The sequence below is a fragment of the Alteromonas sp. CH_MED4-4 genome, from assembly GCF_037029575.1.
Taxonomy (GTDB): Bacteria; Pseudomonadota; Gammaproteobacteria; order Enterobacterales; family Alteromonadaceae; genus Alteromonas; species Alteromonas macleodii.
In genome coordinates, this window is record NZ_JAYMEU010000004.1 from 13196 (window position 1) to 26475 (window position 13280).

Below are 13280 nucleotides of genomic sequence, written 5' to 3' on the forward strand. Positions count from 1 at the left end.
AATAAACTTTTTAACCTTAAGATTGTTGATTTGCTAATTCTTCACTGGCTTGCGCGAATGTTGCCTGTACGTTTGACGATGGGTTTTCGCTAAAGCGACTTACCAAATAAAGCGTTAACGTACTTACCGCAAACCCTGGAATAATTTCATAAATAACGCTGCTTAACGTTTTACCGTCAGCTAAAACGGGCGCGTAAATCCAGAACAGTACGGTTACCGCACCGCTGATCATGCCCGCCATTGCCGCTTTCGCTGTTAAATCTTTTTTATACAGACAAAACAGTACTAACGGACCAAATGCTGCACCAAAACCTGCCCAAGCATTACTTACTAATGATAAAATTGTGTTCGACGCATCCATGGCTAACAACAATGCAACCACAGCTACACCTGCTACACCATAACGGCCAATTGTTACCGTTTGCTTTTCACTCAGCGCCTTGGTTGAAGACTTTTTATTTACCATTACGCGGTAAATGTCTTCGGTTAACGAACTTGCGCTAACCAGCAGTTGCGACGAAATTGTACTCATAATAGCGGCTAAAATAGCGGCCATTAAAAATCCACTGATAAGTGGGTGGAACAGCAATTGTGAGAAAATAATAAATATCGTCTCAGGGTCGTCGACAGCAAGACCAAACTGATTGGCATAAGCAATGCCTACGAATCCTGTTGCCAGTGCACCAATGATGGTCACTAACATCCACGACATACCAATATTTCGCGCTGTGCCAATGGCATTAACAGAACGAATTGCCATAAAGCGAACAATAATGTGCGGCTGTCCAAAGTAACCTAAGCCCCAACCTAAACTCGATAGCAACCCTACAATCGTTAGCGTTTCTAACGATTCAGAAAAATTGGGTACAGATTGATAAGCGGCGCTTGTCATTTGCGACACGCTATCGAACTCGGTAAACGCGACAATTGGAACCAGTACCAGCGCCACGAACATGATGCACCCTTGTACAAAGTCCGTAAGACTTACTGCCAAGAAACCACCAAGCAGCGTATAAGACACCACTACACCCAGCGTAATAAATAGGCCTAGCTGATAGTCGACCGAAAACGCGCTTTCAAATAACTTACCACCTGCAACTAACCCGGCAGAGGTGTATAGCGTGAAAAACAGTACGATAATCACCGCTGAAACAATGCGTAAGCTTGAGTTAGGCGTATTAAAACGCTTCGCAAAAAACTCAGGCACAGTCAGGGAGTCGTTCGCTACTTCGGTATAAACGCGAAGTTTCGGCGCTACTAGTAAATAATTGGCTAACGCACCTGCAACCAACCCTATAGCAATATAAACCGCATCGAAACCGGTTAAATACATTGCACCTGGTAAGCCCATTAGCATCCAACCAGACATGTCAGACGCACCCGCAGACAGTGCGGTTACTTGAGGGCTAACTTGTCGCCCTCCCAAAATATAACCAGAAATATCACTGGTAGATTGTCGGTAAGCAAACAACCCTATCCCTAACATCGCTATAAAATACACCGCTAGTGATAGGTAACTTTCCATTGGCATAACGTTCGTTATTTCCTCTATTGCTCTTCGAAAACTCGTAAATGAAAACGCCATTTAACCTTTGCTAATTCAAATTCAAAAGCAAATAATTAAATCGAACAATAATCATTAGAGCTCTAACAATATAAGGATCTGACAGAAAATTTCAAGTGCAATTTTTAAACAACATCGTTTAACAGGCACTTATGTTTAAATTAGCACCAACCATGTTTCACAGCATATTACGCTAATAAAATTCAAAATTACCATTATTATTCATTAACTTAAAAACACTAAGTCATTTATGAAACAATTTAACTTTAGCTGGAAAGGCGCGAAAAACAGCAACTTTACTATCAGCTAAAACATTTTCATTAAAAATACTTTGTTACGCGCACTCAGACGAAATAACATCCAAAAGAAGCTTTTCTACAGGCAGTAAATGGGTAAGTTGCGTACAATCTTCACTATGTAGCGAGCGAACCCGATTAATTAGCTTCTCACACGCCTTTTCGTCATTTTTCACAGTAAATAGTTTCGGATGAATATAATATTTCCTGCAAACGGTGGGAGTATTGCCAAGTTCTGCTGCAACACACTTACTTAACGTACTCTCCCATTTCTTGGTTCTGGAGTTTGCTATCTGTTCATACACACTGGGCAGGTTTGTTAGTGCAAATCGACTTGATGCCCACGTTCGAAAGTCTTTACAACTGAACTGTTCACTTAGTTCGTTGTGGATGAACGCATTAACGTCTTCGCTCGTTACGTCGTGCCATTGTTTATTCTCATCTTGATAACGAAATAAACAGTAACCTTGTTGTTGCGCACAGTCACAAACTAATGAAGCAAGCTCTGGGTCGCTTACTTTTAGTGTTCTTGGTTTGCCGTGCTTACCAATGTAAGCAAGTTCAACACTATCGTCACACTGCGCTTGTACATGCTTGCGCCGCAATGTAGTTAACCCATATGTGTTATTTTCCTTGCTATATTGAGCGTTGCCAACTCTAGCACCTGTGTAATCGAGCAACAGGCACACCAGCGCGCAAGCTCTTTCTTGCGTCCATGTTGGCTGTGAAATTAATGAAAGACAGTGCTCACGGAACTCAGGAAGTGCATTACCAAAGGCAACCAAACGCTCAAATTTTTCTACTTGCTGCTGCTCGTGCCATTTGCTGTGATAGATATATTGTTTACGTCCTTTTTCGTCATAGCCGACGGCTTGAACGCTGGCTTTACTGTCACGGCTTATAAAGGTGTCGCGCCAATTTGGAGGAATGACAAGCTTTTTGATACGCTTTAGCACGCGCTCTCCTGTGACTTTTTTTCCACTTGCATAGCGATAGTAAAACCGTTTATCACCGCAAGCGATGCGCCTTATTGATAGATGGCTATCATCAGAGTAGACGTTGCAATAGCCCTTAATCCGTTTCATTTATAGATACTCCTTTCCTTACCAGCTAAGAAGACCGACTGTTAAGGTGCTGCTACGGCCGCAGATGCTCGCTGTTCTTTCTTAGTCAGATTGCAAACAACGGTACCAAATCTCAATTTATAAATAGAATCTACAGAAGAACGTACAGAAATGATCACTACACGCAACTAACCTTACCGCAAGCCGACGCTTCCACTGCAAGACAGTGATTTTAAAGGCCATAACGAATTTTCACGCTATGTGTAAAATTATCACAGTACCGGTTGTTTGGTCCGGTAGCGGCGCTTGCTAAAACTCAGCATATCGCTTCGAAATCCTTCTCTATTTCGCCTTCCAGCTTACTAAACCATATTTAACATTCCGAAAATAACCATTAAAAACAATAGTATAAAAACGAACTTTCTCTTTTTTCTACTAAAGTATAAACCGCTACTTTTCTTCATCGGAATGCAACTTGAATAAGTATGAACAATAGTTGTCGAGTTTCCTATGCACTTGGGTGAAGCCGAACAGCAATACCCTTTGAAGTGCAAGTGAAGTGGATTGATTTAGAGAGTCCAAGTAAGAAGTCGAGGATTTAAAGATGAATGTTCAAAGTTCGAAAAACGTAGAGTCAAAAAGCGAAAACAGTAATGAACATGAGAATTTGAGAGCCCATGTTGTATCAACCGGTGATTTGCAAGTCGCGGCTGTATTTCCGTCAAAACGTAAAGTGCAGGAAGTACTTGAGATAGTTCAAGACCAAACATCTGTTGAGGTATCTCAAGTAGAAATTATCGAAGCTAGCGACCCTAAAATGAGTGAAAAACTTGAACGTAACAGTGCATCCATTGGCAAAAGCATGTGGTCGTCCCACCTGTTGCTTGGTTCAATCGGTCTGATTGTAGGTTTAGTGGCGGCATTTTTGTTAACGCAGTTTGGCCCAGCGCTTACTCAACAAAATCCTTTGTTTACCTACATAGCACTAATTAGCCCAGGCATATTCATTGGGTTATTCATAGCGGGTTTAATCGGTTTACGTCCAGACAGAAATGAGGTTATACAAACCGTAAGACACGCGGTTAGATATGGTAAAGTTGCGCTGGTAATTAACCTTAAAAAGTCACAGTCTGCTTCTAAAGTCTCGCAATTATTGAAGCAGCACACCGACAAAGTGGTCGAATCTATTCGGTAGTAAGACTAGCGACATAATATGGAACGCTGCTTCAAAGCAGAATGTGATACAGTAATCATAGCGGAGTTATCAATCTAGCTGTTCCAATATTTTCGAAGGGCAATATAACGAACTCCACGTTTATTGCCCTTCGTCGTTTGGTCGGCGTTATTCTGAAAGAGAGATTAGGCACCAATTGTATGGATTTAATATTTTTTGATTTAGATGGCACTTTGTTAAATAAGTCTTCTGAAATCTCCTCGTTTACTAAAGAGACATTGGGCTTGCTTGGTGAGAGAGACATTGCATTCACCGTAGCGACGGGTCGTACCATGCATTCAGCGCAATTTGTGCTACAAGGTCAGTCTTTTGTACTCCCTCACATTTATAATAATGGGGTGGCAATTTGGGATCCTGCCGGAAACGCGCTAACACTAGAAAATTTGCTCGCGCCCAGTGAAGTAAATCTTATTATCGAGCACGCCGTAAATAATAATATCACGCCTTTCATTAACACAGTGAATATGGATAGCCCAGATCACGAGCACGTGATTTACCATTCGTCGCCTAAGCATCAGGTGGAACACGATTTAATTGAAAAGTATTTCTCGCGCACTAAAGCGCGACTAGCGTCTATAGAGTCGCTACCTGCTAATGCACATATAACAAACATCAGTATGATCGGAGATGCACCGCTAGTCTATGACATGTATAAGCAGCTTAACATGCACGAAGGACTGATAGCGTACTCTGGGCCAGCTATCGAAGGGGATGAGTACCGTTGGATGGATGTACACCACAATCTTGCGAATAAAGGTAGTGCGGTAGAGCTTTTGCGCCAACAGTTGAATGCAAGCAACGTTATTGTGTTTGGCGACAGTGATAATGATTTAAGTATGTTTAAGCTAGCAGACGAGGCTTATGCACCTTCTAACGCTAAACCTTATATCAAAGACGCCGCCACTTCCGTCATTGGGCATCACGATGAAGATGGAATCGCCCGCTTTCTACGAGAGCGATTCTCACTTTAGAAGAAGCTGATTAAAAAGCATCGTGAAAATGGTAGCCTTCAAACTATATGAATTAGGCTAGTTAATTAAGGCTACCACTCTATAGGCTCTCTATCTTTTAAGAATTGGCCATGGGGGCCGCCCTCTTCCATGGTTGCTAACCAAATGGCCGTATCTGCACCTTCCTCGGGTGTTTTAGGCGCATCACTCCCCCCCATTCTGGTATGCACCCAACCCGGGGTCATGCTATTAACGGTTACATCAAGAGACTTCCCGTCAGCAGCTTCATCAACTACCGCTGCCATCTTAACCGTAAGCGCATTAATAGCAGCCTTTGTTATCGCATAGCACATTGGCCCTTTCAGCCCCTCGGCGAAGCTACCGTAACTAGAGCTTACATTGATAATACGTCCAAAACCTCGCTCAATCATTTGCGGTAACGTTTGCTGGATAAGTGTAAGCGGGGCGTTCACATTAATTTGCATCGATTTAGCCAACGTCTCAGAATTTACATCTTTCCATGGCGTGTCGTCTAAGATACCTGCATTGTTTATGAGGATATCAACAGGGCCATACACGGCCTCAGCTCGAACAAACGCATCGACGATGGCTGTTTCGTTATCAAGAGGCATCTCAATAATATGCAAATCCCCTCCCACAATATCTTTCTTGGCTTCAAAGCCGGCCTCTTCGTCTCGACACCCCATTAGCACTTTATAGCCTTTAGACAGCATTCCTTTTACTATTTCTAGACCTATACCTCTGTTTCCACCTGTAACTAATACGTTTTTCGTCATTGCCAATACACTCCTTGCATTTACGCTTGGGCTTGTTTTGCCTCAAAACGATTGGATAAATAAAAACACAGCGGGAAGATTACACTCCACACTAGAGCGATAAAAATATAAGAAAGCACTACGCTTGCGCCCAATTCAACCGCGCCGAATTTGGCGCCGGCGATATAACTGAGCGGCGCGAAGATAGCTCCAGCAACCGCCGCAACGGCCATTCGACCATTAAAGGCGGTTAAACTGTGATAGACCGTACCTGCAAAGGCTGCCCATAGAAGACTTAGCCAAATTGGAATTGGCCAGAAGCTGACCAGCGTTTCTGTCTCGTTAAAAATGAACAGCCCGCAAAAGGTTAAAAGCGCATCAACCACCGTGCCCAGTAAAAATACCGTGCCCATTAGCTTTATATCTTCCACTCGCTTGGGCGAAATGACTATCCATAGAAGGATTAACCCTAACACTGGAATTACTGCTTTATTCTGGAACAAGATGACCAGCCACCAAATTCCTTGAAACCATACAAAGTTCGCAACCTTTAGTACTGCACTATTCTTCATTTGAAACGCTCATATTTTCAATACCAAAGCATACGTTTACCGGTACGTGATAGTTCAACCCTATTGCGACAAAAGTAAACGAAAACGCTCCAGTGTAAGTATAGATGCATAGACTGTTTGCTCTTTCCAATTACAAAGGATGTGTTAATCGTGAAAATGGTGAAGTATTACGTACTTGGTGCATTAGTGGCGTTAGCACTAACGCTGACCGTGCCAGTGATATTGTTAAAAGTGGTTTTTGGTTGGATTGCATTTTCCCTTATTGCCGTAAGCAGCGCCTATTTGCTCAACTATCCAAGCCTGTTTCGCAAACGTGAGGATGGCTCAATACCATTCTACATACGCTGGATTTTTGTACCTTTTTTACTGGGCTCTTGGCTTTACAATGAATACGCACGCAGAACGGATAAAGTCCCTCCCCTACAAAAAATTGAGCCGCACTTATTCCTTGCGTGCCGCATGTCGGGAAAACACGTTAGCCTTTTAAACGAAAACAACATTGATGCCATTCTTGACGTAACCGCTGAATTTGATGGACTGGATTGGACGGCATATCAAGAAGATTACCGCTATTTAAACGTACCGGTACTCGACCATACCAGCCCCACTCCTGAACAACTTGTTTTGGCAATAAATTGGTTGAACCAGCAAATTTCTGAAAAGAAAAATGTTGTTGTGCATTGTGCGCTTGGACGAGGTCGCTCTGTTCTGGTGGTTGCAGCCTATTTACTGGCCAAAAACCCTTCGTTGAGTGTAGATGATGCATTACGTGAAATTAACCAGATACGCCAAACAGCAAGGCTCAATAAACGTCAATTAGCATCGCTGCAGCAGATTAGAGATGGTGGCCTACTTTCACTACAAAAGAATCTAACCCTTATCGTTAATCCAGTTGCTGGTGGCGGTAAATGGGAGCAATACCGAGATGACGTTCTTTCTCGATTAAATGAAAAATTCAAAGTGACCGTGAAAGAAACCACACCTAAAGTAGATGGTAAGGCACTAGCAGAAAAGGCAAAACAAGACGGCGCCCACATTATTGTCGCATGCGGAGGCGATGGAACGTTAACTGAAGTCGCCTCGGCTTTGGTCAACACCGACGTTACCATGGGGATTATCCCCTTTGGTACAGCAAACGCACTAAGCCAAGTGTTGCATGGCTACATTAGTAAAGTCATGCCTATTAGTACAGCATGCGACATCATTATAGAGGGCAACACCTTAGCCATAGATACCGCGACCTGTAACGACCACGTTATGCTTTTGGTAGCAGCAGTTGGCTTCGAGGAAAAAATGATTTCGGCCGCTGATCGCGAAGAAAAGAATGTAGGCGGCCAGTTTGCCTACCTAAAAGGGCTATGGAACGCGATTTCAAACAACGAAAACATGACGTTTAAAGTAGCAAAAGACAACCAGCCAGCTGAAACCTTAGAAACGCCGAGCTTTGTTATTGCAAACGCAGCCCCAATGACCACAGCACTTGCTCAGGGCGCAGAGCCGCCCGACATCACCGATGGAAAGCTTGATTTGACCTGGCTATTACCTCAGCCCAGCTCTGATAAACAATTCGCATCGTTAGCAGAGCTAGTGCTAAGTCCAGCTGAAGCAAAGAAGCAATCTGAATCAATACGGCACGAACGCGCATCAAGCATAACGTTAACATTTGATAAGCCCACGGCGTATGCTGTCGACGGCGAGATCTACGAAGGCGAAAAGCTTGAGATAAAAACATGCCCTCGAAGTCTTACCGTTCTCACCAATTTTGAAGAAAAGGATTAAGCAGTACATGACTCAGAAAAGTAACTTTGAAGAAATCTATACCTTTCTTAATGAGAAGTTTGCTAACGAAACGGAATATCTACAAGCGGTACACGAAGTATTAGAAGATATTGTTCCTATTTACAATGCAAACAAAGACTACAAAGCGTTCGATATTATAAGACGCATTTGCATGCCTGAACGCATTATTTATTTTACCGTGTCGTGGATGAACAGTGATGGCGATATTGAAGTCAATCAAGGTTGGCGTGTACAGCACAATTCAGCCATGGGTCCTTACAAAGGTGGCTTGCGCTTTCATCCTACCGTCAACTTATCGGTGCTTAAGTTTCTTGCTTTCGAACAGTGTTTCAAGAATGCCCTGACCGGCTTACCCATGGGCGGAGGTAAAGGCGGGTCAGACTTTAACCCCAAAGGGCGTACTGATCGCGACATTATGTTGTTTTGCCAAGCCTTCATGCGTGAATTACAGCGACATATTGGCGCAAATACCGATGTACCTGCAGGTGACATAAACGTTGGCGCAAGAGAAATAGGATACCTTTATGGCGAGTATCGCAGACTAAACAATAAGTTCGAAGGCGTATTAACCGGTAAAGGCTTAGAATTTGGTGGTAGCTATGTACGTACTGAAGCTACAGGCTTTGGCTTAATTTACTTTTTAGAAGCGGTATGTCGACATCAAGGTACTCCAATTGAAGGCAAAACCATTGCAGTGTCTGGAGCCGGAAACGTAGCGTTGCATGCTGCACTTAAAGCGGTAGAGAAAGGCGGAAAAGTTATTTCGCTGTCTAATAGCCGAGGGCTTTTACATAATGAGAATGGGTTAACTGATACCGCGCTTAAATGGGCAATCGACAACCACGCAAACCGCAACAATATTCTTGCTGACATGTCAGATGAAAACATGGGCAAGTGGATAGCTGATAAAAAGCCATGGCATTTAAAATGCGACATAGCACTGCCTTGCGCTACGCAAAACGAACTACTTGAAGAAGATGCAAAATCACTGCTAGATAACGGCTGTCAAATGGTACTAGAAGGTGCGAATATGCCGTGCACAAACGAAGCGCAGGCTTTGTTTTTAGACGCCCAAATTGCATACGTACCAGGCAAAGCATCTAACGCTGGCGGCGTTGCGCTATCAGGCTTAGAAATGAGCCAGAACGCCATGTTCAATCAACGTAACGCAAGCGCACTCGATGAACAGCTCTATTCAATTATGGAAAGCATTCATCAGCGCTGTGTTGATGAGGGTAAATCTGAAGGCGATGCTGGAAGCAGCTACGTTGATTATATGAAAGGCGCCAATGTAGCAGCATTTCGTAGACTCGCTGACGCCATGGTCGCACAAGGCGTATAGCGCATATTCCATCTCCCTCTTTCGGTAAATTCACGGACTTACTGCCGTGAATTTATCGGAAACTGACTTGTAAAATTTGCGTTGTCCCCTTCCCCAATTCAATGACTCTGTGTCACTTCATTTGAAATTTCTTTTAAAAATCAGCGCGTAACAGATATCTCATTCATGGAATAAAAATAGCATTGCCACAGGTGTGATTCATTTTTTAGGTATTTATAAGGAACTACCCATGAAAATTTTTGAAGCTTTGCGTCAAGACCATGAAAAGCAACGTTTACTGCTTAAAATTCTAGCTGAAACAAGCGGAAACACTGCTGCGCGCCGTGAATATTATCAAGAGCTTAAGACACAGCTTGAAAGTCATGCTATCGCTGAAGAGCGCCATTTCTATTCTCATCTTCTGGAGAAAGATGCCACTGTAGATTTAACACGTCACGGCATTGCAGAGCATCACGAAATTGATGAGCTACTCGCAAAGCTCGATGATACGGATATGAGTTCACCAGCTTGGTTGCGTCATTTGAAAACACTTCAGGAAAAGGTGGAACATCACCTTGCCGACGAAGAACAGGAATTCTTCCAAGTTGCAGGCAATGTGCTTAATGACCGCCAAAAAACAAAACTTGCAGATGAATATCAAAAAGAGATGAAGCAAGAGTTAGACGACGAAAAGCTCACCGCCTAACATGAGATATGTCACGTTGCCGAAATCGTCCTATTCGACAAACGTCATAACGTAAAAAGCCAGCTATTAACGCTGGCTTTTGTTTTTGGTTGCTGTACTCACTACGACTATGCGATTTATTGCATAGCCGCCAATACAGCGTTTTTCACCACCTACTTTTTAGCGATGATGTAAACAGCGTGAATAACACCTGGGAAATAGCCAAGAATAGTTAAGAGTATATTAATCCAAAAGTGAGCACCGATACCCACTTGTAAAAATACGCCCAGCGGTGGAAGTAAAATCGATAAAAGTATACGAATGATGTCCATAATAAATTCCTTGTTTTTGAAGTAATTTCACAACTCAGTGGGCAAAATACTCACACTTTGGCGAAGAAATCAGGCCCGCAGAGCGTTTTACACGCTTCATTATTAGTTTTGCATTTACGATGCCATGTCGCCAAATACTGCGACAAAGGCATAGTGATTACTGTAAAACAATAAATTTAATTTGAAGAAATAGCTATTCACCGAAAGGCGTATTTTGAAGCCAGTCTTCAAGGTCTGAACGGCTAAGTGGGCGACTAATGTAATAACCTTGAACGATATCACAGCCCCAGTCCTTTAAGATTTCAAGCGACGCTACGTCTTCAACACCTTCAGCCACAACCTTTAAATTAAACACATTCGCCAAACTCAGCACGGTATGAACAATTTGCTGGTCGTTTTCATCACTCGCCAGCGACAGAATAAAACTCTTATCAATTTTAATCGTTTTTACGGGCAAGTTCTTTAAATAGGCTAACGACGAATAGCCTGTACCAAAGTCGTCGATGGCGAAATGAAAGCCCCGCGCCGTTAGTTCATTAAGGTTCTCTATAGCAAGCGACGCATCAGCAACTAAATCGCTTTCTGTTATTTCAAGTTCCAGAGCTTCAGGTGACAGGCCTTCCTGAGTTAAAAGCGACACCAGCTTCCCTAGAAGTACCTTATTTTGAATATCCTGAGTAGATAAGTTCATCGCAACGGTGAACCCATACCCCATACCTCTAAAATAAGCTAAGTCTGAAATGGTTTGCTTCATTACCCAAGTCGTAACTTGCTCAATTAACCCTGCTTGCTCAGCAATGGTAATAAACTCATCAGGTGGAACAAAGCCCAGAACACTATTATTCCAACGAATAAGCGCTTCCATGCTGCATACTTTCATAGTCTGCAGATCTATTTTTGGCTGGTAAACCATAGACAGTTCGTTTTGCTGGCTAGCCAGTGCACGTTTTAGTTCGGTGGTAATTGATAGTCTTCGATTGTATTTATCTTCTAATTCCGTTCTGTAGCGAACGCACCAGCTGTCGCTGTGTATCGCTTCATCAGTAACAATATTCATTTTTCTGAATAATTCTTCTGATGTTGTTGCATCGTGCGGGCACTGGATAACCGCCATTGCGACTTTTACTGGAATTGCAATCAGGTTACTTTCCACTGGTTGCTCTAATATGTGCTTGAGCGTTTCGAGCTGGTCATCATTAAGTGAATCTTGCGTAATATATAAAATCTCACCGCCAGCTAATCTTGCGGATGTACCAGGCCAACGCTGAAGCCTCTCGGCCAATGCTTTCAGTGTATTATCGCCGTTAGAGTAACCGTAGAGGTCGTTAATGGTTCGAAATCCGATTACGGTAATAGCAACAACCTGTAACTCTCTTTCTTCCTGAAGTTCTGACTCAAAGAAGCCTTCAACATAGTTCCGATTGAAAAGCCCGGTAAGCACGTCGTGCTCTGCTTGATAACGAATATGATTTTCACGGCTTTTAATACTTGCTTGCATGCTGTCGACTGCGTTGGCAAGTTCGGTAATCTCTTTGAGGTTCGACGGTGCGTCAAGGGTTGCGCCATAGCTTCCTGACGCGACCTTATTCACTGCTTTTACCAAGGTAGACACTGGTCGACTCACATTCCTGGCAAGCAGCAGAGAAAGACCCAGAGCAATGAATATTGCGACTAAGCAAAATGCCAGAATCGTCAATTGAATACGTGTGAAAGCACTAAATGAAGACGTTGTATCTACAGCTAGAGTTATCTTAACCGGTAAATTGCCATCAGAGGCGATATTCACCTCACGGGCAAAGTAAGTAAGCTCGTCTTTAAAGGTTACATCTATCCACGAGGGGTCGTGTTCTGACGCGAGGATCCGTTGCGCATCATTTTCTTTTAAGGTAGTCGTAAGAACGTCATTGGTATCAGTTCTTGAGATAATAATTTCAGCGTCTACGAGCGCTTTTAGCTCTTCTAATAATCTGCTATCAAACTCAACGCCTATTAGCATGTAATATCTAAGCGTAGGTATTTCTACGCGAATTAGATTTAACTGTACTAATTTGTTATCGACTACGAAGAAACCGCTGTCTTTCCCTTTAGCAACCAATGCTAGGCTACTTTCCACATTTTGACCGACTTCGAATAGGTCTGTACGCGTTACAACTACTTGATGGTCTAGACTTACCAGAGCGATGATATCTGTGTTTAGTCGCTGCGCGTAACTGGTAAACGCCGCTTCAATAGAAGGTATATTCTCTGTGCCAACCGCACGCCTGAAATCAAATGAGCGAGACAGTACTTTTGAAACGTTGCGTATGACAGCTTGACGATCCGCAACCACTTTATCGAATACTTTCTCTGCTAAAACAATATTGTGGTCAATGTTTTGAACAACGAGAGTATTGGCTGAGCGCCACACTGCTCCAATTATCAGAAGTGATGCTATCACAATCCCTACGAATAGGGTTTGGAACAAACTCTGACTAAGCGTTTTTTGCACTATAGTGCCTCGTAAAAATTGTTTTGTTTATGTCGCAGACAGTATGACTAAGTATTGAAAAGCATAGCTGAATAATAAAAATAGGAACAGACATAACATCCTGTAAATTTTAGATTTTAACGCTTTGTTACAATTAACAAGGCCAGTTAAAAGTGAGCGTACAGGGTCACCTTAACAAGAATTTCACGGTGTAAAAAC

Annotated in this window: 11 protein-coding genes; 5 read left to right on the top strand and 6 right to left on the bottom strand. The window is 42.8% G+C overall.

The features are described 5' to 3' along the window. Nucleotides 1–16 precede the first annotated feature (16 nt). Both putP and WA381_RS04160 read right to left on the bottom strand, forming a co-directional pair. A complete protein-coding gene (putP, locus tag WA381_RS04155) occupies nucleotides 17–1531 on the bottom strand; it encodes a sodium/proline symporter PutP (RefSeq protein WP_156087337.1) in 1515 nt (504 codons plus the stop codon). 367 nt (nucleotides 1532–1898) lie between these two features. After that, on the bottom strand, nucleotides 1899–2945 hold the full coding sequence (locus WA381_RS04160; RefSeq protein ID WP_156086387.1) for a DNA topoisomerase IB: 1047 nt from the start codon (nucleotides 2943–2945) through the stop codon (nucleotides 1899–1901). A 583-nt stretch (nucleotides 2946–3528) separates the two neighbouring features. On the opposite strand from WA381_RS04160, the gene WA381_RS04165 reads away from it, so the two are divergent. Together WA381_RS04165 and WA381_RS04170 are read left to right on the top strand one after the other, a co-directional pair. Beyond that, entirely contained in the window at nucleotides 3529–4119 is a 591-nt protein-coding gene (locus WA381_RS04165; protein WP_156086386.1) for a hypothetical protein, read from the top strand. Nucleotides 4120–4298: 179 nt separating this feature from the next. Beyond that, a complete protein-coding gene (locus tag WA381_RS04170) occupies nucleotides 4299–5129 on the top strand; it encodes an HAD family hydrolase (protein WP_014949377.1) in 831 nt (276 codons plus the stop codon). A 71-nt stretch (nucleotides 5130–5200) separates the two neighbouring features. Here the strand turns inward: WA381_RS04170 and WA381_RS04175 are convergent, their stop codons facing one another. Both WA381_RS04175 and WA381_RS04180 read right to left on the bottom strand, forming a co-directional pair. After that, on the bottom strand, nucleotides 5201–5905 hold the full coding sequence (locus WA381_RS04175) for an SDR family NAD(P)-dependent oxidoreductase (protein ID WP_156086385.1): 705 nt from the start codon (nucleotides 5903–5905) through the stop codon (nucleotides 5201–5203). Nucleotides 5906–5925: 20 nt separating this feature from the next. Next, nucleotides 5926–6456 (bottom strand): DUF2878 domain-containing protein, encoded by a 531-nt coding sequence (locus tag WA381_RS04180; RefSeq protein WP_156086384.1) that lies wholly within the window; start codon nucleotides 6454–6456, stop codon nucleotides 5926–5928. A gap of 150 nt (nucleotides 6457–6606) precedes the next feature. On the opposite strand from WA381_RS04180, the gene WA381_RS04185 reads away from it, so the two are divergent. From WA381_RS04185 to WA381_RS04195, 3 genes are all read left to right on the top strand, one after another. Continuing rightward, nucleotides 6607–8235, top strand: a complete 1629-nt coding sequence (locus WA381_RS04185) for a diacylglycerol kinase family protein (RefSeq protein WP_156086383.1) — start codon at nucleotides 6607–6609, stop codon at nucleotides 8233–8235. Nucleotides 8236–8242: 7 nt separating this feature from the next. Continuing rightward, nucleotides 8243–9598 carry an NADP-specific glutamate dehydrogenase gene (gdhA, locus tag WA381_RS04190; protein ID WP_101564483.1) on the top strand — a complete coding sequence of 452 codons (1356 nt, stop codon included), beginning with the start codon at nucleotides 8243–8245 and terminating at the stop codon, nucleotides 9596–9598. 229 nt (nucleotides 9599–9827) lie between these two features. Beyond that, the gene (locus WA381_RS04195; protein WP_014949372.1) at nucleotides 9828–10283 is read left to right on the top strand and encodes a hemerythrin domain-containing protein; all 456 of its coding nucleotides are present in this window, start codon (nucleotides 9828–9830) and stop codon (nucleotides 10281–10283) included. A 152-nt stretch (nucleotides 10284–10435) separates the two neighbouring features. Here the strand turns inward: WA381_RS04195 and WA381_RS04200 are convergent, their stop codons facing one another. After that, on the bottom strand, nucleotides 10436–10594 hold the full coding sequence (locus tag WA381_RS04200) for a YqaE/Pmp3 family membrane protein (protein ID WP_014949371.1): 159 nt from the start codon (nucleotides 10592–10594) through the stop codon (nucleotides 10436–10438). A 193-nt stretch (nucleotides 10595–10787) separates the two neighbouring features. Further along, nucleotides 10788–13082: a putative bifunctional diguanylate cyclase/phosphodiesterase gene (locus tag WA381_RS04205; RefSeq protein ID WP_156086382.1), complete on the bottom strand. Its 2295-nt coding sequence runs from the start codon at nucleotides 13080–13082 to the stop codon at nucleotides 10788–10790. Nucleotides 13083–13280 lie beyond the last annotated feature (198 nt).